Consider the following 24,849-nt stretch of genomic DNA (forward strand, 5'->3'; position numbering starts at 1 on the left):
CGTGCGGCGGCGCGGCAAGGCGCGCCGCAAGTCGCTGCAACATTCAGGCAATGATGGGGAGTTGACGATGAAGACCTCCTGGCGGACCGCCTCACTGGTGGCCACAGCCGCTTCGGTGCTGGCGCTCACGACGGCGTGCGGTCAGGACAACGCCGGTGCTCCCGCGTCGTCGGCCCAGAACGTCGGGGCCACAGCGCCCGCGGGCGACTACGGCAATCCGGGCACCGGGACCGTGACCGGCGCGGCCAACGGTTACGGCGCCGACGGCAGCCAGAGCTCCAGCTCCCCGACCCCGGCCGCCCCCGCGGGCAAGCTGGCCGTGGCCGCCAACCCCGACCTGGGCGACGTGCTGGCCGACGGTTCCGGCCTGACCCTGTACCGGTTCGACAAGGACACCGCGAATCCGCCCAAGTCGAACTGCGACGGCGACTGCGCCACCACCTGGCCGCCGGTGCCCGCCGACGACGCCACCGCCGGCGCCGGCATCGACAAGGCGCTGCTCGGCGAGGTCACCCGCGCCGACGGCAGCAAGCAGCTCACCGTCGGCGGCTGGCCCGCCTACCGCTACGCCAAGGACGTCAACGCCGGTGACGTCAACGGCCAGGGTGTGGGCGGCAAGTGGTTCGCGCTCGCCCCCGACGGCAAGAAGGCGGCGCTGTCCTCCCTGCCCGGACTTTCCGTCCGCAAGGACGCCAAGCTCGGTGACATCGTCGTCGACAAGAACGGCAGGACGGTCTACCGCTTCATGAAGGACCAGGCCTGGCCGAAGTCCGTCTCCAACTGCACCGGCGCCTGCCTGGAGAAGTGGCCGGCCGTCGGCCCGGTCAGCGCCGACGACACCAAGGGCGTGAAGAAGAAGGGGCTCATGCCCTTCACCCGGCCCGACGGAGTGAAGCAGATGACGGTCAACTGCTGGCCGATCTACACCTTCTCCGGTGACAAGGCTGCCGGGGACACCAACGGTCAGGGCGTGGGCGGCACCTGGTACGCCGTCTCGCCCGACGGCAAGCCGGTCGGCGCGCCGGGCAAGTAGATCACCTCCCCAGGGTCGATCGCCCCGCCCTACCGGCGCGCGACCGAAGGTCCGCCCCCTCCGCACCGCACGGAGGGGGCGGATCGTTGTATGGGGGCTTACGCCGCCGGATGCCGGCACAGCCGTCACGCAGCGGGGTCATACGGGCACTTGCCGCAGGCAGTGACCGGGAACGGATGGTCAATTTCCGTTTCAGGTCGCCCCTTTGGCAGGCGATCAGTAGCCTCTGCTCGAACACCGGATCGCCTACGCCTGTCGTCCACGCCTTGGAGAGATACATGGAGCGTCCCGCCTGGGCCCCACGGAGCATCGACATCTCGGTGCCCAGCGTCTCGCGGATCTACGACTACTACCTGGGCGGTTCGCACAACTTCGAGGTCGACCGGGAAGCCGCGCGCAAGGCCATGGAGTTCATGCCGGGCCTGCCGAAGGTCATGCAGGCGAACCGGGCGTTCATGCGCCGGGCCGTACGTTTCGCGGCCGAGGAGGGCATCACCCAGTTCCTCGACATCGGCTCCGGCATCCCGACCTTCGGCAATGCGCACGAGGTCGCCCAGACGGTCGTACCAGGAGCCCGTGTCGTCTACGTCGACCACGACCCGGTCGCCGTCGCGCACAGCCAGGCGGTGCTGGCGGGGAACGACCACGCGGACGTGGTCGCGGCGGATCTGCGCAAGCCGCAGGAGATCCTCGCGAGCCCCCGACTGCAGCGGCTGATCGACCTGAATCGGCCAGTGGCCCTCCTGCTCGTTGCCATACTGCACTTCGTGGAAGACGCGGACGACCCGTACGGTGCGGTGGCGGAGCTGCGCGACGCGCTCGCGCCCGGCAGCCTGCTGATCCTCACCCATGCCTCGTACGAGGGAATCCCCGTGCCTGCCGAGCGGGCCGAGGGCGCGGTGGACGTGTACAAGGACATTCGCAACCCGCTGATCATGCGCTCGCGCGACCAGATCGCGCGGTTCTTCGAGGGGTACGACATGGTGGAGCCCGGACTGGTGCCGATGCCGCACTGGCGCCCGGAGTCGGCGCCGGAGGACGAGGATCCGTATGCCTTCTCCGGATTCGCCGGCGTGGGGCGTACGGCGTGAGCGCGGAGCCGGACGGGCCGGAGGGCAGACTGCGCCGGCTGACGACGATCTGGAGCCGGGCGGTCTTCCCGGTGACCTCGACGTCGCTCACCCGCGCCGAGTTCGAGGAGCGACTCCTGCCGCTCGCACGCAGGTTGAGCGAGCTGCTGCGGACGCACGGCTTCGACGCGGACGGCGCAAGGGCGGTCGGCGCGGCGCTGGTCGAGGCGCACTGCACCGACCCCGAGGCGCTCACCCGCAGCCTGGACTGCATTGACGCCTACCTGGTCCTGTACTGCGGCGAGGACGGCCCCCAGGACGGACTGCGTCTGCGTTCCTCGCGGTTGCAGCACGCGATGGCCGCCGGATACGCGCAGGCGCTGCGCGAGCGCACGCTCGCCGAACAAGAGGCCATCGCCCAGGCCGCGTTGCTGGCGCAGGGAGTGGTGGCCCAGGCCCTGCACGCCAGCGAGGCACGCTTCCGCGCGGTCTTCGAAGGCGCGGCCATAGGAATCGGCATCGCCGACCTGGAGGGCAACGTCCTCCAGGTCAACGAGGCGCTGCTGCGCATGTTCGGGCTCACCGAGCAGTCCCTGCGCGGCCGCCAGGTGCTGAGCTGGGCCCACCCCGAGGACGCGCCGCAGACGTGGAAGCTCTATGAGGAACTCGTCCGCGGCGAGCGCGAGCACTACCACGTGGAGAAGGCGTTCAACCGCCCCGACGGCACGGTCCTGTGGACCAACCTGACGGTCTCCCTGCTGCGCGACGCCGACGGCAATCCGCAGTACCAGCTCGCCCTCATGGAGGACACCACCGAGCGCCGTCTGCTGAACCTCCGGCTGCGCTACGAGGCCACCCACGACGCGCTCACCGGTCTGCCCAACCGCACCCTGTTCTTCGAGCGGCTGGAGAAGGCCCTGGGCGCCGGCAACGGCCAGCGCTTCGGGCTGTGCTACCTCGACCTGGACGGCTTCAAGACCGTCAACGACAGCCTGGGCCACGCGGCCGGTGACCGGCTGCTGGTGGAGGTCGCCGACCGGCTGCAGTCCTGCGCGACCGCGCCCGGCGAGATGGTCGCCCGGCTCGGCGGTGACGAGTTCGTGGCGCTGACCACCGGGCCCGGCACCGAACACGAGGTGGACGAACTCGCCGAGCGGATCATGAACGCGCTGGTCACCCCGATCAGCATCGACGGCCGGGACCTCATGGTCCGCGGCAGCCTCGGCATCGTCGAGGGCCCGGCGGGCGAGCGCACCGCGGCCGAGGTCCTGCGCAGCGCCGACATCACCATGTACCGGGCCAAGTCGGCGGGCGGCAACCGTTCGGAACTGGCCGATCCGGAGGCCGACGCCCGCGCGATCACCCGTCATGGTCTGACCACGGCTCTGCCCACCGCCCTGGAGCGCGGCGAGTTCTTCATCGAGTACCAGCCGCTCGTCCACCTCGGCGACGGCAGTGTGCGCGGCGCCGAGGCCCTGGTCCGCTGGCTGCACCCGCAGCACGGTGTCCTCGGCCCCGACCGGTTCATCCCGCTCGCCGAGCACACGGGCCTGATCGTGCCGCTGGGCCGCTGGGTCCTGGAGGAGTCCATCCGCCAGGCCCGCGCATGGCGAGAACGGTACGGCCACGAGGCGTCCGCCGGCCCGCTGCGCATCAACGTCAACCTCTCGCCCGTCCAGCTCAGCCACTCGGGTCTGGTGCAGGACACCGTCGACATCCTCGAGCGCGCGGGGGTGGCGCCGGACGCCCTGTGCCTGGAGGTCACCGAGTCCGCGCTGATCGGCGCCGACGACGATCTGCTCAAACCGCTGCGCAGACTGGCCGAGATGGGCGTCGACATCGCGCTGGACGACTTCGGCACCGGGTACTCGAACCTGGCGAACCTCCGCCGCCTGCCGGTGAGCGTCCTCAAGCTGGATCGCTCCTTCACCCGGGGCATGCAGCAGTTCCCCGCCGATCCGGTCGACCTGAAGATCGTCGAGGGGATCGTCTCCCTCGCCCACAGCCTGGACCTCGCGGTCACCGTGGAGGGCGTGGAGACCGGCGTCCAGGCCGAGCAGTTGCGCGTACTGGGCTGCGACACGGCCCAGGGCTGGTACTACGCCCGGCCGGGTCCACCAGAGAGACTGCACGACCTGGCGCTGGTGGACGCGACGGGCTGACGGGAAGGGGGGGCGCCCTGTCCAGTGCCCGGCGAGGCAGCGCCTCCGAGAGCGGCGCGGGGAACCGCGCGGGAAGCGGCCACGCATCCGTGCCCCGGGCGGCGCCGCCGGGGCAGCCACAACCGGGCAGGAAGCGCCCTCACCGCTCGAGCAACATCCGCTGCAACTCCCGGGCGGCCCGCGGCGGAGCCACATCGCTCCGGTGTGCCAACGCGATCGTCCGGTGCAACCCCGGCCGAGCCAACGGAGTGACCCGCAGCCCCCGGCCGGCCCGGGCGGCAACCATCCGCGGCACCACGGCCACCCCCAGCCCCGCCCGTACGAACCCCAGCACCGCGTCCATCTCACCCCCCTCGACCGCGAAGTCCGGCTCGAAGCCCGCGGAGCGGCACGCGGCGACGGTCAGCTCCCTGAGGTCGTAGCCGTGCCGGAACATCACCAGCCGCTCACCCTCCAGGTCCGCGATGTGCACGACCCGGCTGCCCTCACGCGCGGTACCCGGCGCCGGCACCTCGGGTGAGGACACCACCACGAGGTCCTCCCGCAGCAACTCCACCGTGGTCAGCGCGGGCGCGGGCGACGGCAGCGGCAGCACGACCAGGGCCAGGTCGAGCGCGCCGCGGGCCAGCTCCCGCACCAGGTCGTGCGAGCCGCTCTCCTCGATCAGCAGCTGGATGCCGGGATAGCGGTCGTGGAAGGCGCGCAGAACGTCCGGCAGCAGCCCCGTGCACAGGCTCGGCGTCGCCCCCAGGCGCACCCGTCCCCGTCGCAGCTGCGCCAGCTCCTGCACCTCGTGCCGCGCGGTGTCCGCGTCCGCCAGGATGCGCCGGGCCAGCGGCAGCAGCGCCTCGCCCGCGTCGGTGAGCGTGATGTTGCCCCGGGCGCGCAGGAACAGATCCGCGCCCAGCTCCCGCTCCAGCGCCTTGATCTGCTGGGACAGTGACGGCTGGGCGACATGGACCAGCTCGGCGGCCCGGGTGAAGTGCCGGGTCTCGGCGACGGCCACGAAGTACTGGAGCTGCTGGAACTGCATCCTGTCAGGATAGCCGGAGCCTATGGAAACAAGCCGTACCATGTCTTGGACCGATCGGGTCCCCCGGCCCTAGCGTGCTGTTCATGGCGATGGCAACGCGGACGGACCGACGGCCGTCCATGGCGCGCACGATGTGGGACTCCTCCGTCGGCAAGAAGACGGTGATGGCCGTCAGCGGCGTGATCATGCTGCTTTACCTGGTCGCGCACATGATCGGCAATCTCAAGATCTACTTCGGCGCGGGCGAGTTCAACCATTACGGCCACTGGCTGCGCACCGTCGGCGAACCCTTCATGCACTACGAGTGGACGCTCTGGCTCATCCGGGTCGTCCTCGTCGTCGCCGTGGTCGCCCACGCCACGTCCGCCTACCAGCTCAGCCGCCGCGACATCAACGCACGGCCCAGCAAGTACGTGCACAAGAAGCCGAGGGCGAGCTACGCGACCCGCACCATGCGCTGGGGCGGGATCATCCTGGGCCTGTTCATCGTCTGGCACATCCTGGACCTGACCACCGGCACCGTGCACCCGGGCGGCTTCCAGGAGGGGCACCCGTACCAGAACGTCGTGGACACCTTCTCCACCTGGTACGGCGACGTCGTCTACATCGTCGCGATGCTCGCGCTCGGACTGCACATCCGGCACGGCTTCTGGAGCGCCGCCCAGACCCTCGGCGTCGGCAGCCGCGCCCGCGACCGCGCCCTGAAGGCCCTTGCCGACGTCCTCGCGCTGCTGCTCACGGCCGGCTTCATCGCCGTACCCGTGGGCGTCATGACCGGAGTGGTGAGCTGACATGACTACCTACGCGGACTACACGACCGGAGAGCCGGTCGTCGACGGCAAGGCACCCTCCGGCCCCATCGGCGAGCGCTGGGACAAGCGCCGCTTCGAGGCGAAGCTGGTCAACCCCGCCAACCGGCGCAAGCACACGGTCATCGTCGTCGGCACCGGCCTCGCCGGCGGCTCCGCCGGCGCCACGCTGGCCGAACAGGGCTACCACGTCGTCCAGTTCTGCTACCAGGACTCCCCGCGCCGGGCCCACTCCATCGCCGCGCAGGGCGGAATCAACGCGGCGAAGAACTACCGCAACGACGGCGACTCGATCCACCGGCTGTTCTACGACACCGTCAAGGGCGGCGACTTCCGGGCGCGTGAGTCCAACGTGCACCGGCTCGCCCAGATCTCCGTCGAGATCATCGACCAGTGCGTCGCCCAGGGCGTGCCGTTCGCCCGGGAATACGGCGGCCTGCTCGACACCCGTTCCTTCGGCGGTGTGCAGGTCTCCCGCACGTTCTACGCCCGCGGCCAGACGGGCCAGCAGCTCCTGCTGGGCGCCTACCAGGCGCTGTCCCGGCAGATCGCCGCGGGAAACGTGGAGATGCATCCACGCACCGAGATGCTGGACCTGATCGTCGTCGACGGCCGGGCCCGCGGGATCGTGGCGCGCGACCTCGTCACGGGCAGGATCGACACGTACTTCGCCGACGCGGTCGTCCTGGCCAGCGGCGGCTACGGCAACGTCTTCTACCTGTCGACCAACGCCATGAACTCCAACGCGACCGCCGTCTGGCGGGCGCACCGGCGCGGCGCCCACTTCGCCAACCCCTGCTTCACACAGATCCATCCGACCTGCATCCCGCGCACCGGCGACCACCAGTCCAAGCTGACGCTGATGAGCGAGTCCCTGCGCAACGACGGCCGGATCTGGGTGCCCAGGGCCAAGGGGGACAACCGCCCGCCGCACCAGATCCCCGAGGACGAACGCGACTACTACCTGGAGCGCATCTACCCGTCCTTCGGCAACCTGGTCCCGCGTGACATCGCCTCCCGCGCCGCGAAGAACGTCTGCGACGAGGGCAGGGGAGTGGGCCCCGGCGGCCAGGGTGTCTACCTGGACTTCGCCGACGCCATCAAGCGGATGGGCCGGAAGGCCGTCGAGGCCAGGTACGGCAACCTCTTCGACATGTACCAGCGGATCACCGACGAGGATCCGTACGAGGTGCCGATGCGGATCTACCCGGCCGTGCACTACACGATGGGCGGCCTGTGGGTCGACTACGACCTCCAGACCACCGTCCCCGGCCTGTTCGCGATCGGCGAGGCCAACTTCTCCGACCACGGCGCCAACCGGCTCGGCGCCTCCGCGCTGATGCAGGGCCTGGCCGACGGCTACTTCGTCCTGCCGGCCACCATCAACGACTACCTGGCCCGCAACCCGCACCAGGAACCGGTGACCGCCGAGCACCCCCTGGTCCAGGAAGTGCTGGCGGAGACCGAGGACCGGCTGAACCTGCTGCTGGCGGTGGACGGTGACCGTACCCCCGACTCCTTCCACCGCGAACTCGGCGAACTGATGTGGGAGTTCTGCGGCATGGCCCGTACGGAGGCGGGACTGCACAAGGCGCTCGAGCGCATCCCGCTGATCCGCGAGGAGTTCTGGCGGCGCATCAAGGTCCCCGGCAGCGGCGAGGAGTTCAACCAGTCGCTGGAGAAGGCCAACCGGATCGTCGACTACCTGGAGCTCGCCGAGCTGATGTGCCTCGACGCGCTGCACCGCGCCGAGTCCTGCGGCGGCCACTTCCGCGAGGAGTCCCAGACCCCCGACGGCGAAGCGGCCCGCGACGACGACGCGTTCTCCTACGCCGCCGCCTGGGAGTTCACGGGCACCGGCGAGGCGCCCGTCCTGCACAAGGAAGACCTGGTCTTCGAGTACGTCCACCCCACCCAGCGGAGCTACGCATGAAGCTCACCCTGCGCGTCTGGCGGCAGCGGAACGCCGACGCAGAAGGAGCCATGTCCACCTACGAGGTGGACGGCATCTCGCCCGACATGTCCTTCCTGGAGATGCTGGACGTCCTCAACGAACAGCTCATCCTCTCCGGGGAGGAGCCCGTCGCCTTCGACCACGACTGCCGCGAGGGCATCTGTGGGGCCTGCTCGCTGGTCATCAACGGCGACGCGCATGGACCCGAACGGACGACCAGCTGTCAGCTGCACATGCGGTCCTTCCAGGACGGCGACACGATCGACATCGAGCCGTGGCGGGCCGCCGCCTTCCCGGTGATCAAGGACCTGGTGGTCGACCGGTCCGCGTTCGACCGGATCATCCAGGCCGGCGGCTACGTCACCGCGCCGACCGGGTCCGCGCCGGAGGCGCATGCCACGCCGGTGCCGAAGGCCGACGCCGACTTCGCGTTCGAACACGCGGAGTGCATCGGATGCGGGGCGTGCGTGGCCGCCTGTCCCAATGGTGCGGCGATGCTGTTCACCTCCGCGAAGGTCAACCACCTCAACGTCCTGCCGCAGGGAGCGCCCGAGCGGGAGGCGCGGGTGCTGGACATGGTGGCGCAGATGGATGAGGAGGGGTTCGGCGGGTGCACCCTGGCCGGTGAGTGCGCGACTGCCTGCCCGAAGGGGATTCCGCTGGTGTCGATCACGAGCATGAACAAGGAGTGGCTGCGGGCCACCCGGAAGGTGGGGAAGCGGTAGCTCCGTCGGGGGTGCGGGTGGTGTGGCTGGTCGCTCCCAGGCGGCGGAACCGCAGCGGAACACAGTCCCGCGCCTCCGTGTCGCCGCACTGATCGTTCGCCGAGAAACGGCGGGCGGGCGGGGCCGGGAGCGGTGCTCTTCCCGGCCCCGTCTGGTTTTCTCCCCCCAACCCCCGCCCACGCCGTTCAACAAGCTCACACCCGCTCTCCGGGCACCGGTCACGCGCGCGCCAACCGGCATCGGAAGAACAGGACCGGCAGACCGGACCGCCGGACTGCCACTCCTCGCCGCCCCCGGCCCGTGACCATGGAGAGAGCCATGACCGGCGTCACCACGCTCGACCGTCCTCCGCAGCCCGCGGCACCCACCCGCTACACCGTCACCCTCGCCCGCGACGAGGCCGACGTCCGCGCCGCGCAGCGGCTGCGGCACGACGTCTTCGCCGGGGAGTTGGGCGCCCTGCTCACCACCCCTGAGCCGGGCCACGACGTCGACGCGTTCGACGCGTACTGCGACCACCTGCTGGTGCGCGACACCGTGACCGGGCACGTCGTCGGCACCTACCGGCTGCTGCCGCCGGAGCGGGCCGCGGTCGCCGGACGGCTGTACTCCGAGGGCGAGTTCGAACTGACCGCGCTCGACCCGATCCGTCCCGGCCTGGTCGAGGTCGGCCGCTCCTGCGTGCACCCCGACCACCGCGACGGCGCCGTCATCGGCCTGATCTGGGCCGGCATCGCCCGCTACATGGTCGACCGGGGCCACGAGTGGCTGGCCGGCTGCTGCTCCGTGCCGCTCGCCGACGGCGGCGCCCTCGCCGGCGCCACCTGGGAGCGGGTGCGCGCCAAGCACCTGGCACCCGAGGAGTTCCGGGTACGGCCGCTGCTGCCGTGGACGCCGAACGCCGGGGCCCCGGGCGGACTCCGCGAGCTGCCCGTCCTGCTGCGCGGCTACCTCCGCCTGGGCGCGTGGGTGTGCGGCGAGCCGGCGCACGACCCGGACTTCGGGGTCGCCGACCTGTACGTGCTGCTGTCGATGCGCCGGATCAACCCGCGCTATCTGCGGCACTTCCTCTCCCTCGTACCGGCCTGATGAGCGTCTGGCTGCCGAGCGCGCCCTGCACCCCGGGCGCCTGCGTGGAGCCGGCCCGGACCGCCGCGGCCGTACCCCGTGCCGTACTGCGGCTGACCGCGGTCGCGGTGCTGGTGCTGGTGCTGGTGCTGGCGGGGATCGCACTGTCCCCGTTCGGCGGGAGGATCCCCGCCGAATGGGTCAGGCGATGGTGCCGGATGATCGTGCGGGCCGTCGGGGTCCGGGTCACCGGCACCGGCACCGGCACCGTGGCGCCGGCCGGCGGGCTGCTGCTCGTCGCCAACCACGTCTCCTGGCTCGACATTCCACTGCTGACCGCCGTACGTCCCGCCCGGATGCTCGCCAAGAGCGAGGTCGGGCAGTGGCCGGTGGCGGGCGCGCTGGCCGCGCGTGGCGGCGCCCTGTTCATCGAACGCGACCGGCTGCGCGCCCTGCCGGGCACGGTCGCCCGGATCGCCGACGCCCTGCGCGAGGGCGCGGCCGTGACCGCCTTCCCGGAGGGCAGCACCTGGTGCGGGCGGGCCCACGGACGCTTCCGCCGGGCCGTCTTCCAGGCCGCGCTGGACGCGGGCGTGCCCGTGCAGCCGGTCAGCCTGCGCTACCGGCAGCAGGGCGGTGGGCCCGGTACCGCGGCGGCGTTCGTCGGCGAGGACACCCTGCTCGCGTCCCTGTGGCGGGTGGCCCGTACCCGGGGCCTGGTCGCCGAGGTCGAGATACGGCCGGTGATACCGCCGGGCGCCCACCCCGACCGCCGCGCCCTCGCCCACGCGGCCCAGCCGAGCACGCCCGAGCCCGCCTGGACCCACGCGGCCCTGGTCACCGGCCGACCACTGACCTCGCGCACCACCACCCCCAGGGCGCAGGACATGACCCGCGCCGGGTAGACGCACAGCCCCTGGACACGCCGAGCCGCCGTTCGCTGGGCGGGGGATGCGCGACGCCCCGCCGGGCGCTGGGCGGCCCGGGGCGGGCGAAGCCGTTGTCGGCCCGGTGGGCTGGGGGTTGCTGCGTGACGGGTGGGCGCTGTGTGTGGGCGGGTTCTGGCGGGCCGTGCCGCTGACGGGTGGGCGCTGTGTGTGGGCGGGTGGCGGGCGGAGCCGCTGGTCGATGGGCGGTGGGATGCTCGGGGCCGGGCAGGCGGCGCTGGGCGGCCCGGGGCGGGCGAAGCCGTTGTCGGCTCGGTGGGCTGGGGGTTGCTGCGTGGCGGGGTGGGCGCTGTGTGTGGGCGGGTTCTGGCGGGCCGTGCCGCTGGTCGATGGGCCGGGGGTGATGCGTGCCGGGCAGGACGTAGTGCGTACGGCGTCGGGGTGGGCCCGGGTGGGCCGAGTTGTTGTTCGCTGGGTGAGCCGGGGAGGGCGCTGCGTGCCGGGTTGCGCCCAGAGGGTCCGGGGCGGGGTCTGTTCGGCGGGCCGGGGCCGGCCGGGAGGCTGTGCCGTGCGGTCGTGCGTCAGGGCATGACCTGAGCCAGATAGGGTGCCGTCGCGCCGGCCTGCTCCCGGGCCACCCGCTCCGGGGGACCGGACGCCACGATCCGGCCGCCTCGGTCGCCGCCGCCCGGTCCCAGGTCGATCACCCAGTCGGCGCCCGCGACCACCGTCATGTCGTGCTCGACCACCACGACCGTGTGCCCGGCGTCGACCAGCCCGTGCAGCCGGTCCATCAGCACCTCGACGTCGGCCGGGTGCAATCCGGTCGTCGGCTCGTCCAGCAGGTAGAGGGTGTGGCCGCGGCGGCCGCGCTGCAGCTCGCTCGCCAGCTTGATCCGCTGGGCCTCGCCGCCGGACAGCTCGGTCGCCGGCTGGCCGAGCCGCAGATAGCCGAGGCCCACGTCGAGCAGCGTGCCCAGGCTGCGGGCCGCGGCCGGGATGTCCGTGAAGAACTCCGTCGCGGCCTCCACCGTCAGGTCGAGCACCTCGGCGATGTTCCGTCCCCGGTACGTCACCACGAGCGTCCCGGGGTTGTAGCGGGCGCCGCCGCAGTCCGGGCAGGGCGCGTACGTGCTCGGCAGGAACAGCAGCTCGACGCTGACGAACCCCTCGCCCTGGCAGGTCTCGCAGCGTCCTCCGGCCACGTTGAAGGAGAAGCGCCCGGCGCCGTACCCGCGCGCCCGCGCCTGTTCGGTGGCGGCGAACACCTTGCGTACGACGTCGAACAGACCCGTGTACGTGGCCAGGTTGGAACGCGGGGTGCGTCCGATCGGCTTCTGGTCCACCCGGACCAGACGGTCCACCCCGGCGAGGTTCTCCGTCAACTCCCCGATGAGCGTGGACTTCCCGGAGCCGGACACCCCGGTGACGGCGGTGAACGCGCCGAGCGGGAACTCGGCCGACACCGCGCGCAGGTTGTGCCGGGTCACCGGACCCACCTTCAACCAGCCGCGCGGCTCACGGACTTCACGAGCCGGCCCCGGCGACTCGTCGAAGAGGAACGCGGCGGTCGCCGACTCCTCGACCGACGCCAGCTCCGCCGGCGGCCCGCTGTACAGCACGCGTCCACCGTGCTCGCCCGCGCCGGGACCCACGTCCACCAGCCAGTCGGCGCCGCGCACGACCTCCAGGTGGTGCTCCACGACGAACACCGAGTTGCCCGCCGCCTTCAGCCGGTCCAGCACGGTCAGCAGTGCCTCGGTGTCCGCCGGGTGCAGTCCGGCGGACGGCTCGTCCAGCACGTACACCACGCCGAAGAGTCCGGAACGCAACTGCGTGGCGAGCCGCAGTCGCTGCAGCTCGCCCGCCGAGAGGGTGGGGGTGGCCCGGTCCAGGCTCAGATAGCCGAGGCCCAGCTCGACCACCGGTGCGATCCGGGACGTGAGGTCCCGCGTGAGGACCCTGGCCGTCTCCGTGGGGCCGGCCGGCAGTGCGGCCAGTTCGGTCAGCGGCAGCGCGGCCAGCTCGGCGATGGTCCGGCCGCCGAAGGTCACCGCCAGCGCCTCGGGCCGCAGCCGGCTGCCCCTGCAGGCCCGGCAGGGCGCACTGGTCAGGAAGCGCTCCGCCTTCGCGCGCAGCGTCGGGGACTTGGTGTCCGAGAAAGTCTTCAGCACATACCGGCGGGCGCTCATGTACGTGCCCTGGTACGGCCGTTGGATGCGGTCGGCGTCCCGGACCGGGTGCACGGTGACGACCGGCTGCTCGTCCGTGAACAGGATCCACTCGCGCTGTCCGGCGGGCAGGTCGCGCCAGGGCCGGTCCACGTCGTGGCCGAGCGCGTCCAGGATGTCCCGCAGGTTCTTTCCCTGCCAGGCGCCCGGCCAGGCGGCGACGGCGCCCTCGCGGATCGACAGCGAGGGGTCCGGGACCAGCAACTCCTCGGTCGTCTCGTGCACTTGGCCGAGACCGTGGCACGCGGGGCAGGCGCCGGCCGCCGTGTTCGGCGAGAACGCGTCCGAGTCGAGCCGTTCGGCGCCCGGCGGGTACTCGCCGACGCGCGAGAACAGCATGCGCAGGGAGTTGGAGAGGTTGGTGACCGTGCCCACCGAGGAGCGCGAGGTGGGGGACGAACGGCGCTGCTGCAGCGAGACCGCGGGCGGCAAACCGGTGATCTCGCCGACCTTGGGCGCCCCGACCTGGTGGATCAGCCTGCGCGCGTACGGCGCGACCGACTCGAAGTAGCGCCGCTGGGCCTCGGCGTAGATCGTGCCGAAGGCCAGGGACGACTTCCCCGAGCCGGAGACGCCGGTGAACACGGCCAGTACGTCCCGCGGGATGTCCACGTCGACGCCCCTGAGGTTGTGCTCGCGGGCGCCGCGGACGCGGACGTACGGGTCATGGGGGCTGTGCATCGGGGGGACACTCCGTACGGGCCTGCCGGGAGGGGGCAAACCCCGCGATCCTAGCCCGTCCCCGGCTCGTCAGGACTGCGGGGGCCGGTCCTGCGGGTTGCCGAACTCGTCCCTCAGCCTGTCCTGTCCGGTGTCGACCTGCGATTGGTACTTGTTCCCGGTGCGCTGGTCGACGTAGTCGCCACCCTTGTCGATGCCCTTGTCGGCCATGCCCTCATGGCCCTTGAGCATGCCCTTGATCTTGTCCATGAAGGACATGGCAGCCCTCCTCGTCGCTTGAGGCTCGCCCTCCCAGGGTCACCGGCGCCCGCCCGGTTCGCATCTCGGGGCGGCCGCGCCCCGGCCGCCCGGTGCGAAGAGGGCGGCGAGCCGCCGGCAGGAGTCCAGCAGCGCCGTACGGTCGTAGGTGCTGGTGGTGATCAGGACCTCTTCGGCGCCGGTCTCCTTCAGTACCGTCTCCAGCTCGTGGGCGACCTGCTCCTCGGTGCCGGCGAGATGGCCGGCGAGAGAGGCCTGGTAGAAGTCCCGTTCCCTGGCGGTCATCGTGCGGGCCTCGACCTCCTCTGCGGGGGCGAGAGGAGGGAAGGTGCCGTGGGTGCGTGAGTACGCCATCGACCAGGCCTCCGGGACCAGCATCCGCCGCGCCTCCCGCTCGGTGCCGGCGACCGCGATCGTGCCCGAGATCACCACGTACGGCTCGGCCGCCCAGCGGGAGGGGCGGAACAGGGAGCGGTACTGGTCGATGCCGCGCAGCAGCTTCTCCCGGCCGCGCAGATCACCGATGACCATCGGCAGACCCGCGCGGGCCGCGATCCGCGCGCCCTCGCCCATCGCCAGCACGAACGGCGGCACATCGAGGCCCTCCGAGGGGCGGGCGTGCACCCCGGTCGGTGAGGTGCCGGTGAACCAGTCCAGCAGCTCGCCGAGCCGGGCCGCGAAGTCCTCGGCGTCCCCCTTGTCCCGGCCGAGGGCCTTGCGCACCCCGTCCGTGAAGCCCACGGAACGGCCGAGACCCATGTCGATCCGCCCGGGGAACAGCGACTCCAGCACCCCGAACTGCTCGGCGACGACCAGTGGTTGGTGGTTGGGCAGCATGACCCCGCCGGTTCCCACCCGGATCGTCCGGGTGGCCGCGGCGACCGCCGCGGCGAGCACGGTCGGCGCGGAACCGGCGACCCCGGGGACGCCGTGGTGCTCGGACACCCAGAAACGGTGATAGCCGAGCGCCTCGGCCTCCCGCGCCAGTGCGACGGTGTCCCGGATCGCCTGGGCGGGCGGGTGGCCCTCCCGGGTGCGGGAGCGGTCGAGGAGGGAGAACCGGGTCCGGGCGATCACTGTGCTGCTCACACAGGGTTCAACGCCCTGACGGGCCCGGGATTCCCTGACCGCGTGCATCCAGACCTAGTGCCGCGGCGCGGCACTAGGGTGGCCGTGTGACTGACAGCAGCAGGCGCCCGCTCGCCGTGTTCGACCTCGACAACACGCTGGCCGACACCGCCCACCGGCAGCGCTTCCTGGAGGGCCGGCCGCGGAACTGGGACGCGTTCTTCGCCGCCGCACCCGAGGATCCGCCCCTTGCCGAGGGAGTGGCGCTGGCGGTGGAAAGCGCCCGGGAATGCGAGGTCGTCTACCTCACGGGCCGCCCCGAGCGGTGCCGCCGGGACACGCTGGAGTGGCTCGCCGCCCACGGCCTGCCCGAGGGGCGCGTGCACATGCGGAGCAACACCGACCGCAGGCCGGCCCGGTTCACCAAACTCGAGATCCTGCGCCGGCTCGCGCGGGACCGGGAGGTCCGGGTCCTCGTCGACGATGACGAACTCGTGTGCGACGACGCCGAGCGGGCCGGGTTCACCGTGGTGCGGGCCCGCTGGGCCGCCAAGTCTGCCGCGCTGGAGGAGGCCCAGGAGCGCGAGGGGCGTACCTGACGGGCTAGTCGCCGTCCTCGATGCGGAAGCCCACCTTCAGGCCCACCTGGTAGTGCTCGATCCGCCCGTTCTCGATCTGGCCGCGGACCTGCGTCACCTCGAACCAGTCCAGGTTGCGCAGGGTCTGGTCGGCGCGGGCGATGCCGTTGCGGATGGCCTGGTCGATGCCCTCGTGCGAGGTGCCGACGATCTCGGTGACCCGGTAGGTGTGGTTCGACATGCGGGTGCTCCTCTCGTGTCACGCCGTACTCCACCGTGCCGCATCCGGGACCGGACCGCACGGCGTCGGGTGCTGGCTGGGCGCGGGTAGCCCTTGACCCTTCGCATTGGTCCATACCAAAATCCTGCACACCCGTACGAGTACCTGTGCTCGTCCCCCCACGATCGGGCCGCCACCCCTGTCCGCACCGCCCCTGCCAGACAGAACAGGACCCCTCGTGAGACGTCGTCTGCTCGCCCTCATCTGTGTCACCGGCTCCCTCGTCAGCGCCTGCGGGATGCTCCCCGGCGGGCACGAGCGGAAGACCGTCACCGTCTGGCTGATGAAGGACAGCGCCTCCAAGGAGTTCCTGCATCGCTTCACCGAGGACTTCGAACGCACGCACAAGGACCTGCGCCTCGACATCCGCATCCAGCAATGGACCGGCATCGTCGAGAAGGTCAGGGGGGCTCTCAAGGACGACTCCGGGGACGGCCCCGATGTCATCGAGGTCGGCAACACCCAGGTGCCGCTGTACGCGGACGGCGGCCGGCTCGTCGACCTCACGCTGGAGTCGATGCGCGACTGGGGCAAGGAGAAATGGCTGCCCGGCCTGGCCCAGCCCGGCAAGGACGGCAACAAGCAGTACGGCATTCCCTGGTACGCGGCCAACCGCGTCGTCGTCTACCGCAAGGACCTGTTCGAGCAGGCCGGGATCACCCGCCCGCCGAAGACCCGCGACGAATGGCTCGCCGACACCGAGAAGCTCGACTCCGGTGGGAACCAGGGCATCTACCTCGCCGGACAGGACTGGTACACGCTCTCCGGGTTCATCTGGGACGAGGGCGGCGACCTGGCCCGGGAGAAGGACCACGAGTGGCAGGGCACCCTGGACGCGCCGGCCGCGCTGCGCGGCATGGACTTCTACCGGCGGCTCCAGGCGCTGGGCGACGCTCCCGTGGACGCCGACGAGGAACACCCGCCCCAGGCAGGTGTGTTCGCCGGCGGCAAGGTCGCACAGCTCGTCGCCGTGCCCGGTCTTGTCCAGTCGATCGTGCGGCAGAACCCGGACCTGAAGGACAAGCTCGGCTTCTTCCCGGTGCCCGGGAAGACGGCCGCCCGGCCCGGCACCGTGTTCACCGGCGGCTCCGACCTCGTCGTCCCGCAGAACACCGAGGACCAGTTCGCCGCGGCCGCCGTCGTCGGGGCGCTCACCGGCGCGAAGTGGGACACCGAACTCGCCCGCACGATGAACTACGTGCCCAACAAGACCACTCTGGCCGGCGCGGTCGCCGGTGAGGAGGGGGTCGCCGCCATGGCCGCCGGTGCGGCGCACGGCAGGGCGACCCCCAACACCCCTCAGTGGGCCGACGTCGAGGCCGACAACCCGATCAAGGAGTACATGACCCGGGTGCTCAAGGGGGCGGACCCGGCGGCCGAGGCCCGCCGGGCATCCCGGAAGATCACCGAGGCACTCACCCCGGACGTGGGCTGACTCACCGCAGCACGCTCAGCGACAACGCGAAGCGGCTCTGCGCATCCGTCCACCAATGGGTCAACTCCAGCCCCACGGCATCCAGTTCGGCGGTCACTCCCTCCCTCCGGAACTTCGCCGACACCTCGGTGCGCAGCTCCTCGCCCGCCGCGAAGTGCACGGCGAGGTCCAGCGCGGGCACCTTCACGGTCTGCGCGGTACGGGAGCGCAGCCGCATCTCGATCCACTCCCGCTCGGCGTCCCACCGCGCCACATGGTCGAAGGCGTCCGGATCGAAGTCGGCGCCCAGCTCCCGGTCCACGACGGCCAGCACGTTCTTGTTGAACGCGGCCGTCACCCCGGCCGCGTCGTCGTACGCACGGACCAGTACCCGCTCGTCCTTGACCAGGTCCGTGCCGAGCAGCAGCCCGTCACCCGGGGCGAGCAGGGACCGTACGGAGGCCAGGAACGCGGCGCGCTCGGCGGGCAGCAGATTGCCGACCGTACCGCCGAGGAAGGCCACCAGCCGGGGCCCGGGCGTGGCCGGCAGGGTCAGCGGGGCGGTGAAGTCGGCGATCAGCGCGTGGACTTCGAGGTCCGGGCGTTCGGTGATGAGCGCCTGCGCGGCCTGGGTGAGGGCGCTCTCGCTGACGTCCACCGGGACGTAGGCCGACAGCGGGAGCGCGTCGATCAGATAACGGGTCTTCTCCGAGGAGCCCGAGCCCAGCTCGATCAGCGTGCGGGCACCGCTCGCGGCGGCGATCTCCCCGGAGCGGGCGGCAAGGATCTCCCGCTCGGCGCGCGTGGGGTAGTACTCGGGCAGTTCGGTGATCTGCTCGAACAGCTCGCTGCCGCGTGCGTCGTAGAACCACTTCGGCGGCAGCCACTTGGGCGTGACGGACAGGCCGCGCAGGACGTCGGCGCGCAGCGCCGCGTCCGTCGCGTCCTCGGGGAGGGTGCGGGTGACGCGCAGGGGACTCACGTACAGGGCTCCTTCGGTGATACGGCCGCGGGGTCGTCCAGCGGGGCGAGCAGCGCGCCGGCGCGGCTCGCGGTGAGCACGGTGCGGTCCGGGACCTCCTGCCACAGCGGGTCGTCGTCGTACGGCTCGGACGCGACGACCGTGCCGCGGCCGGGCTCGGTGCGGTACCAGAGGGTGTCGCCCCAGGCGGTGGCGGCGATCGTGTCGCCGTCGGTGAGCAGCAGGTTGAGGCGGGACGCGGGGGCCGCCTCGGCGAGCCGGCGAACCGTTTCACCGAGGGCCCGGGCGGGGTCGTCACCGGAGCGCAGCCGGTGCAGGACCAGCGCCCACACGAACGCCGAGTCGTTACGGGCCTGCAGCGACAGCAGGTCGACCGGGGGCAGCGCCGACACCAGGGGTGCCGCCGCGTCCGGCCAGCCGGCGATCGCGCCGTTGTGGCTGAACAGCCACCGCCCGGCCGCGAACGGCGCCGCCGCGGCCTCGGCGTCCGCGCCCGCGAGGGTCGCGTCCCGTACGGCCGCGAGCACGGCACCGGAGCGCACCACCCGCGCCAGGTCGGCGAAGGACAGGTCCGCCCAGATCGGCCCGGCCCGCCGGTAGCGGGCCGGCACGGGGTCCTCGGAGGCGTACCAACCCACCCCGAAGCCATCGGCGTTGACCGTGCCGTAGCGCTGCCGCCGCGGCGCCCACGACTGGCGGAACAGGCTGTTCGGGGGCTCCACGAGGAACCGGCCGAGCGGTTCCTCGGGACCCAGATAGGCCAGATGCCGGCACATCAGACGGCCTCCGAGCGGGCCGTGCGGAACCCGGCGAAGATCTGCCGGCGGATCGGGTAGTCCCAGTTGCGGAACGTGCCCCGGCAGGCCACCGGGTCCACGGCGAACGAACCGCCGCGCAGCACCTTGTGGTCGGAGCCGAAGAACACCTCCGAGTACTCCTTGTACGGAAACGCCTGGAACCCCGGGTACGGCAGGAGGTCGCTCGCCGTCCACTCCCACACGTCACCGATCAGCTGCCGTACGCCCAGCGGCGACGCACCGGCCGGATAGCTCCCGGCGGGCGCGGGCCGCAGATGCCGCTGGCCCAGGTTGGCGTGCTCGGGCCCCGGGTCGGCGTCGCCCCACGGGTAACGCCGCGAGCGGCCGGTGGCCGGGTCGAAGCGCGCCGCCTTCTCCCACTCCGCCTCGGTGGGCAGCCGGCGCCCGGCCCAGCGGGCATAGGCGTCGGCCTCGTACCAGCACACGTGCAGCACCGGCTCCTCGGCCGGGACCGCCTCCGTGGTCCCGAACCGCCGTCTGAGCCACTGACCGCCGTCCCGGCGCCAGAACAGCGGGGCCGTGATGGAGTGCTGCCTGATGTGCGCCCAGCCCCGCGGGCTCCACCAGCGCTGGGTGTCGTAGCCGCCGTCCTCGATGAACGCCTGGTACGCCCCGTTCGTCACCGGTGTCGTGTCGATCCAGAACGGTGCCACCTCCCGCGGGTGCGCCGGGCGTTCGTTGTCCAGCGCCCACGGTTCGGCGGAGGTGCCCATCGTGAACGGGCCGCCGGGGACGAGGACCTCGGCCGGTCCGGTGAACAGCGGGGCCGGTTCCGGGTCCGGCGCGGTCAGGGCCTGAGGTCCCTTCCGGAGCTGATGGGTGATCAGCATGGTCTCGTCGTGCTGCTGTTCGTGCTGGGCGATCATCCCGAAGACGAAACCGGCCTCGGTCAGCCGGGTGCCGTGGAAGTCCGCGCCCTCCAGCAGATCCATGACCCTGCCGCGGACCTCGGCAGCGTACTGCCGGGCTTCGACGGGCGGCAGCAGCGGCAGCGAGGGCCGCTCGGCACGCGGGTGCTCGAAGGCGTCGTACAGGGTGTCGATCTCGGGCCGCATCGCCTCCCGGCCGCCGACCGCCCGCAGCAACCACAGCTCCTCCTGGTTGCCGATGTGGGCGAGGTCCCACACCAGCGGCGACATCAGCGGGGAGTGCTGGGCGGTGAGGTCGGGTTCCTCGACGCAGGTGGTCAGCAGGGTGGTGCGGTCACGCGCGGTGGTGAGCGAGGCCAGCGCGCGCTCGCGCAGGGCCTCGGCGGTCGTGCTGTCGGTCTCGACGGTCGTCGTGCCGGTCGTGCTGCCGGTCTCGGGGGCGGTCATGTACGGATGTCCTTCCTCCCGTTGATGGTGGGCATGCCCCCGATGGGGCCGGGCCGGAACCGGGCCGGCTCCGGGTCGCGCAGCCGGTCCAGCAGGTCGTCGGCCGGGCAGCGGCCCCGGGTGACGTAGCGGTCCAGGTGGGCCGCCACGGCATCCGTGACCCGGGTGGTCGCGCCGAGCCGGGGCAGGGCCTCCAGGGCCGCCGTGAAACACGCGGTGGCCGCTTCGCGCAGCTCCGGGTCGGCGAGCCCCCACCGGGCCGCGTCGCACCACAGCGGGTTGTGCGGGGCGGGCAGGTTCAGCGCCCGCTCGGCGAGGGGCTTCACGATCCGGTACGCGGTCTCGGCGGCCTGCGGATCGTCGAACAGCGCCGTCGTCACCGCGAGCGGCACGATCCACCCGTCCTCGCCGGGCTGCGCGTCGATCATCCGCAGCTCCAGGTGGCCGCGCGGCCGGACCGGTGGGAACAGGGTCGTCAGGTGATAGTCGAGGTCAGCCCGGGTGGGCGGCCGAGGGGAGCGGGAGCGGATCCACTCCCGGAATGTGAGCCCGTCCGGCACGTCCCACGGCCCGCTGTCCCGGCGGACGCACATCACCGGCGAGTCCAGTACATGCCGCGTCCACACGGCCCGTGGATCGCCGGTCAGCGGGGGACCGCCCGCCCGGCCGGCGCCGATCTCCATCCACTTCAGCTGCCGGGTCGACATCCAGCCCGTGGGCCGCTGCCCGATCAGCGGGGAGTTGGCGAACGCGGCCACCAGGACCGCGCCCAGCTGGTGGGCCAGCCACCAGCGCCGACCGTGCCCCAGCGGGCCGGGCTCCTCCTGGCCGGCGTCCACGCAGACCTGGACGGAGGCCGAAGCACACATCATGTGCCGGCCGGCCGGACCGGTACGGTCCAGGCAGGCCTCCATGGCGTCGTAGCGCGGTTCGCGCAGGAACCTGCGGGGTGCGTGCCAGGGGTCGTGGCCGATGCCGACGAGACCGAGACCGTCCTCGGCCAGGACGGCACGGACGGCGTCCAGGTCGGCGGAGACGGTGCCGATGCACTCCATCAGGGAGGCGGCGGGCGGCGAGCTCAGCTCCAGCTGACCGCCGGGTTCGACGGTGAGCGCCGACCCCAGGGACACGGCCCGCAACGTGGCGTAGGCCGTTTCGAGCCGTTCGGGTGTCACGGTGAGCTGCGGCTGCCGCAGCTCATGGACGAGCCATTCCAGCTCCACGCCGACCGCGCGGGGTGGTCCGGTCTTGAAGCAGATGCCCTTGACCAGGGCCTCCACCTCGGGTTCGGTAACGGCGACGCGGTGCTCGGTACAGTCACCACCGTCGCCCGGTGAATCGGACATGTCGGGATCCTCCTGAGATTCCACCATGCCCCCGGCCCCTTCCGTCAGGGACCGGGCGGCCGCTCGCTCCACCCAAAACCCTCGAGCCCCTTCGCACAAGGGCGCCCTGCCGGACGTTCCGGATCAGTCATCTCCGTTTCCGTGTGTGTTTCCGGACCGTTCCGCGGGCGGGAAACTCCGTTGCACCGCATCACCAGCATCACCCAGGATGCCTGTGTGAGCACGACGGGGGAGACCGCGCAGGCCGTGGTCATGGCGCCCACGGGGGTGGCGCCATGAGCGCGCGCCTGCGCGGGATCGCCGCGGAGACGGAACGCATAGTGGCGGCCGGCGGGTACCGCGCGCCGGACGGCCGGGAGGTGTCCGTCGCGACGGCGATCGCGGCGGCGCGGGCGGGCACGCGGATGTTCGGACCCGCACCGGTACCGGTCCCGCCGGCGATCGGGGCCGGGACGGCCGGCGAGGCCCACCCGGTCACCGAAGCCGATGCGGTCCTCACGGGCGGCCCCGTCCTGGAGGTGACCGGCGAGAGCAGTCTGGAGGCGGCCCGCCGACTGGCCGGCGCACCGGTCGCCGTACTGAACTTCGCCTCGGCCCGGAACCCGGGCGGCGGCTATCTCAACGGCGCGCAGGCCCAGGAAGAGGCCCTGTGCCGCGCCTCCGCGCTGCACACCTGCCTGCTGGCGGCCCGCGCCTTCTACGACCACCACCGCGCCGACCGCGACCCCTTCTACACGGACCGGGTGATCCACTCACCGGCCGTGCCCGTCTTCCGTGACGACCGGGGCCGGCTGCTCGCGGAGCCGTACCTCGCGGGCTTCCTGACCGCCGCCGCGCCCAACGCGGGTGTCGTACGGCGTACCGTGCCGGAACGCGCCGCCGAACTGCCGGGCGCACTGGCGCGGCGAGCCGAACGGGTCCTGGAGACGGCCGTGGCACACGGCTACCGGCGACTGGTGCTCGGCGCCTGGGGCTGCGGGGTCTTCCAGAACGATCCGGCGCAGGTCGCGGACGCGTTCCGGACGCTGCTCGGGCCCGACGGCCGGTTCGCCCGGTCCTTCGGCCACGTGGTCTTCGGCGTACTGGACCGGACACCCGGAGCGGTCGTGCGAGAGGCTTTCGTGCGGGCGTTCGCGTAGCGCGGTCCGTGGCGCGGGGGTGATCGGCTCCCGCCCTCGGCGGGCCTGTCGCGGCCCGCCCGTCAGCTCCAGCCGTAGCGCTCGTGGAGTCGCCGGCGGACCAGGTCGAAGCGCATCCGGTCCAGCGCGCACGCCTCGCGGCGCATGCCCTCCTCGTGCAGCCGCAGCACGCGGTCCACGTCCACCCACGAGTCTCGCCCGGACCGGTCCCACGGCCCGCTGCCGATCGCCACCCACTCCCGGTCGCCGTCGTGCCGCTTGCTGGAGAGCTGCACGGCGAGGAACGTCCCCGCCGCCTCCCGGGCCACGACCAGGACCGGGCGGTCCTTGCCCCGGCCGTCGTTCTCCTCGAACGGCACCCAGGTCCACACGATCTCCCCGGGGTCCGGATCGCCGTCGTGGGCGGGGGAGTACTCGGTGCGCACCGGGCCGGCCTCGCGCGGGTCGGCCTCGGTGGTGGCGCGGGGGCCGTACCGGCCGGGGACGTTCTCATCGGTAAACGTGCTCACGGGGGCACCCTAGCGGTCCGCTCCCCGTGCGCAACGGGCGCCCGTCGTCAGGAGGTTACGCCGGTGAGGCACCGGTGTGCGAGACGGAGGAGGTGCCGGTGGGCGGGGCCGGGGGTGTGCCGGGGCGGGAGCCGATCCGCATGCCGGGCCGGCGGGGGTGGACGGTCAGATACGTCAGGCCGGTCTCCCCGGCGGTGATGCCGCGCGTGGCACCGTGCGGCAGCCAGGCCAGGGCGCCCTCGGTGAGCGGCTGCGGATCGGCGGAGGCGTCCCCGCCGAGCACTCCCGTTCCGGCGACGACGACGAGCATGACGTCCAGCTGCGACTCGGTGTGGGGCGTGATCTGTGCGCCCGGGGCGAGCCGGACCACATTGGCGTCCAGTTGGCGTCCGCTCTCGGCCAGCTTCCACAGCACCCCGGCCGGAGCGGGCGGCGCCTGCGCCAGGGCCCGGGTGTCACACAGCACGCGAGGACCCGCCGTGCACTCGGCCGGCCCGCTGTCGATCGCCGACGGCGACGTCATCTGGTGTTCCCCTCGACTCCGCTGTTTTCCCTGCCCGCAGTTGTCCCTACTCATCCTACATTTAATACATGTAGGATTCGTAAGAAATAAGCGCAGGTGGAGAGGGGTGTCCAAGGGATGACGACGCGGGAGAGCCCCCGTCGCCGAGAGGTGCTGGACGTACTGCGCGCCGCGGGGTCGCCGCTCGGCGTCGCGGAGACGGCCGACCGGATGGGCGTGCATCCCAACACCGTGCGGTTCCACCTGGACGCCCTGGTGTCGGAGGGCCTGGCCGAGCGCCGGGCAGAGGCGTCCTCCAAGCCGGGCCGGCCCCGGACCATCTACACCTCGCGCCCCGGCATGGACCGCGGTGGCGTGCGCGACTACCGGTTCCTCGCCCGTGTCCTGCTCGGCCGGTGGGCCTCCGCCGACCCGGCCGAGGCACGCGAGGAGGCGATGGAGACGGGCCGCGCGTGGGGCCGTTCCCTGGTCGACCCGCCGGCTCCGGTCGAGCGGCCGTCGGTCGAGCGCTCGGTGTCCGGACTGGTCGCACTGCTGGACGACCTGGGCTTCGCACCGCGGCCGGAGACAGGCCGAGCGCGGGCGACGGGAGGGGAAGCGCGGCCGGAAGGTGGGGACGGTGGGGACGAAGCCGGCCGGGCACCGGAGCGGATCCGGCTGCGGCACTGCCCGTTCCTGGAACTCGCCGAGGAACACGGCCGGTTGGTGTGTCCGCTGCATCTCGGCCTGATGCAGGGCGCGTTGGAGCGGATGGGCGCGCCGCTGACGGCCACCGGACTGGAGCCGTTCGCCGAACCGGACTCCTGCGTCGCGTACTTGGCCGAGACGGCCACCGACCGCTTGAAGGGCCCTGAGCCGCTCGAACGATCCTGAACCGCTCGAACGATCCTGAACCGCCTGAACGACCCCTGAACCGCCTGAACGGCCCCCTGAACCGAGGCGACCCCCGGCCCGCCGACCCCGGC

The 24,849-nt window shown here is 72.2% G+C and carries 23 protein-coding genes; 12 read left to right on the plus strand and 11 right to left on the minus strand.

What is annotated here, in order from left to right:
* Positions 1 to 67 precede the first annotated feature (67 nt).
* From AC07C1_RS23610 to AC07C1_RS23620, 3 genes are all read left to right on the plus strand, one after another.
* Complete coding sequence (locus AC07C1_RS23610; RefSeq protein WP_478942091.1) at positions 68 to 1,033, plus strand: SCO0930 family lipoprotein; 966 nt, start codon at positions 68 to 70, stop codon at positions 1,031 to 1,033.
* A 278-nt stretch (positions 1,034 to 1,311) separates the two neighbouring features.
* Positions 1,312 to 2,124: an SAM-dependent methyltransferase gene (locus AC07C1_RS23615; RefSeq protein ID WP_478941881.1), complete on the plus strand. Its 813-nt coding sequence runs from the start codon at positions 1,312 to 1,314 to the stop codon at positions 2,122 to 2,124.
* Entirely contained in the window at positions 2,121 to 4,265 is a 2,145-nt protein-coding gene (locus tag AC07C1_RS23620; protein WP_478941883.1) for a putative bifunctional diguanylate cyclase/phosphodiesterase, read from the plus strand. The genes AC07C1_RS23615 and AC07C1_RS23620 overlap by 4 nt, the downstream gene beginning before the upstream one ends.
* 139 nt (positions 4,266 to 4,404) lie before the next feature.
* Here AC07C1_RS23620 and AC07C1_RS23625 read toward each other — a convergent pair whose 3' ends face one another.
* Positions 4,405 to 5,298 carry a LysR family transcriptional regulator gene (locus AC07C1_RS23625; protein ID WP_478941885.1) on the minus strand — a complete coding sequence of 298 codons (894 nt, stop codon included), beginning with the start codon at positions 5,296 to 5,298 and terminating at the stop codon, positions 4,405 to 4,407.
* A 119-nt stretch (positions 5,299 to 5,417) separates the two neighbouring features.
* Between AC07C1_RS23625 and AC07C1_RS23630 the strand changes: the two genes are divergently transcribed.
* From AC07C1_RS23630 to AC07C1_RS23650, 5 genes are all read left to right on the plus strand, one after another.
* The gene (locus AC07C1_RS23630) at positions 5,418 to 6,089 is read left to right on the plus strand and encodes a succinate dehydrogenase (protein WP_478942093.1); all 672 of its coding nucleotides are present in this window, start codon (positions 5,418 to 5,420) and stop codon (positions 6,087 to 6,089) included.
* A gap of 1 nt (position 6,090) precedes the next feature.
* Entirely contained in the window at positions 6,091 to 8,040 is a 1,950-nt protein-coding gene (locus AC07C1_RS23635) for a fumarate reductase/succinate dehydrogenase flavoprotein subunit (protein ID WP_478941887.1), read from the plus strand.
* Positions 8,037 to 8,786, plus strand: a complete 750-nt coding sequence (locus tag AC07C1_RS23640) for a succinate dehydrogenase/fumarate reductase iron-sulfur subunit (RefSeq protein ID WP_478941889.1) — start codon at positions 8,037 to 8,039, stop codon at positions 8,784 to 8,786. The genes AC07C1_RS23635 and AC07C1_RS23640 overlap by 4 nt, the downstream gene beginning before the upstream one ends.
* A gap of 318 nt (positions 8,787 to 9,104) precedes the next feature.
* The gene (locus tag AC07C1_RS23645) at positions 9,105 to 9,875 is read left to right on the plus strand and encodes a GNAT family N-acetyltransferase (protein WP_478941891.1); all 771 of its coding nucleotides are present in this window, start codon (positions 9,105 to 9,107) and stop codon (positions 9,873 to 9,875) included.
* Entirely contained in the window at positions 9,875 to 10,759 is an 885-nt protein-coding gene (locus tag AC07C1_RS23650) for a lysophospholipid acyltransferase family protein (RefSeq protein WP_478941893.1), read from the plus strand. The genes AC07C1_RS23645 and AC07C1_RS23650 overlap by 1 nt, the downstream gene beginning before the upstream one ends.
* Before the next feature lie 563 nt (positions 10,760 to 11,322).
* On the opposite strand, the gene AC07C1_RS23655 is transcribed toward AC07C1_RS23650, so the two are convergent.
* From AC07C1_RS23655 to AC07C1_RS23665, 3 genes are all read right to left on the minus strand, one after another.
* A complete protein-coding gene (locus AC07C1_RS23655; protein ID WP_478941894.1) occupies positions 11,323 to 13,653 on the minus strand; it encodes an ATP-binding cassette domain-containing protein in 2,331 nt (776 codons plus the stop codon).
* Between the two features lie 69 nt (positions 13,654 to 13,722).
* The gene (locus AC07C1_RS23660; protein ID WP_478941896.1) at positions 13,723 to 13,911 is read right to left on the minus strand and encodes an antitoxin; all 189 of its coding nucleotides are present in this window, start codon (positions 13,909 to 13,911) and stop codon (positions 13,723 to 13,725) included.
* Between the two features lie 39 nt (positions 13,912 to 13,950).
* Positions 13,951 to 15,000 (minus strand): LLM class flavin-dependent oxidoreductase, encoded by a 1,050-nt coding sequence (locus AC07C1_RS23665; protein WP_478941898.1) that lies wholly within the window; start codon positions 14,998 to 15,000, stop codon positions 13,951 to 13,953.
* Between the two features lie 86 nt (positions 15,001 to 15,086).
* On the opposite strand from AC07C1_RS23665, the gene AC07C1_RS23670 reads away from it, so the two are divergent.
* On the plus strand, positions 15,087 to 15,578 hold the full coding sequence (locus AC07C1_RS23670; RefSeq protein ID WP_478941900.1) for a phosphatase domain-containing protein: 492 nt from the start codon (positions 15,087 to 15,089) through the stop codon (positions 15,576 to 15,578).
* Between the two features lie 4 nt (positions 15,579 to 15,582).
* Here the strand turns inward: AC07C1_RS23670 and AC07C1_RS23675 are convergent, their stop codons facing one another.
* Positions 15,583 to 15,798, minus strand: coding sequence for a dodecin (locus tag AC07C1_RS23675; protein ID WP_184966812.1), 216 nt, complete (start codon positions 15,796 to 15,798; stop codon positions 15,583 to 15,585).
* 217 nt (positions 15,799 to 16,015) lie between these two features.
* Between AC07C1_RS23675 and AC07C1_RS23680 the strand changes: the two genes are divergently transcribed.
* Positions 16,016 to 17,272, plus strand: a complete 1,257-nt coding sequence (locus AC07C1_RS23680; protein ID WP_478941903.1) for an extracellular solute-binding protein — start codon at positions 16,016 to 16,018, stop codon at positions 17,270 to 17,272.
* 1 nt (position 17,273) lies between these two features.
* Here AC07C1_RS23680 and egtD read toward each other — a convergent pair whose 3' ends face one another.
* The 4 genes from egtD to egtA are packed head-to-tail and all read right to left on the minus strand — an operon-like array spanning position 17,274 to position 21,713.
* Positions 17,274 to 18,233 (minus strand): L-histidine N(alpha)-methyltransferase, encoded by a 960-nt coding sequence (gene egtD, locus AC07C1_RS23685; RefSeq protein WP_478941905.1) that lies wholly within the window; start codon positions 18,231 to 18,233, stop codon positions 17,274 to 17,276.
* Positions 18,230 to 19,009, minus strand: a complete 780-nt coding sequence (egtC, locus tag AC07C1_RS23690; protein WP_478941907.1) for an ergothioneine biosynthesis protein EgtC — start codon at positions 19,007 to 19,009, stop codon at positions 18,230 to 18,232. Before egtC ends, egtD begins: the two co-directional genes overlap by 4 nt.
* Positions 19,009 to 20,367, minus strand: coding sequence for an ergothioneine biosynthesis protein EgtB (gene egtB / locus AC07C1_RS23695; protein WP_478941909.1), 1,359 nt, complete (start codon positions 20,365 to 20,367; stop codon positions 19,009 to 19,011). The genes egtC and egtB overlap by 1 nt, the downstream gene beginning before the upstream one ends.
* On the minus strand, positions 20,364 to 21,713 hold the full coding sequence (gene egtA / locus AC07C1_RS23700) for an ergothioneine biosynthesis glutamate--cysteine ligase EgtA (protein WP_478941911.1): 1,350 nt from the start codon (positions 21,711 to 21,713) through the stop codon (positions 20,364 to 20,366). Before egtA ends, egtB begins: the two co-directional genes overlap by 4 nt.
* 275 nt (positions 21,714 to 21,988) lie before the next feature.
* Between egtA and AC07C1_RS23705 the strand changes: the two genes are divergently transcribed.
* Positions 21,989 to 22,852 carry a TIGR02452 family protein gene (locus AC07C1_RS23705; RefSeq protein WP_478941913.1) on the plus strand — a complete coding sequence of 288 codons (864 nt, stop codon included), beginning with the start codon at positions 21,989 to 21,991 and terminating at the stop codon, positions 22,850 to 22,852.
* 62 nt (positions 22,853 to 22,914) lie between these two features.
* Here AC07C1_RS23705 and AC07C1_RS23710 read toward each other — a convergent pair whose 3' ends face one another.
* Positions 22,915 to 23,361 carry a type II toxin-antitoxin system PemK/MazF family toxin gene (locus AC07C1_RS23710; protein ID WP_478941915.1) on the minus strand — a complete coding sequence of 149 codons (447 nt, stop codon included), beginning with the start codon at positions 23,359 to 23,361 and terminating at the stop codon, positions 22,915 to 22,917.
* A 55-nt stretch (positions 23,362 to 23,416) separates the two neighbouring features.
* Positions 23,417 to 23,884: a cupin domain-containing protein gene (locus AC07C1_RS23715; RefSeq protein WP_478941917.1), complete on the minus strand. Its 468-nt coding sequence runs from the start codon at positions 23,882 to 23,884 to the stop codon at positions 23,417 to 23,419.
* A 117-nt stretch (positions 23,885 to 24,001) separates the two neighbouring features.
* On the opposite strand from AC07C1_RS23715, the gene AC07C1_RS23720 reads away from it, so the two are divergent.
* A complete protein-coding gene (locus AC07C1_RS23720) occupies positions 24,002 to 24,757 on the plus strand; it encodes a helix-turn-helix transcriptional regulator (RefSeq protein WP_478941919.1) in 756 nt (251 codons plus the stop codon).
* Positions 24,758 to 24,849 lie beyond the last annotated feature (92 nt).

Source organism: Streptomyces sp. NPDC045022 (assembly GCF_056432605.1).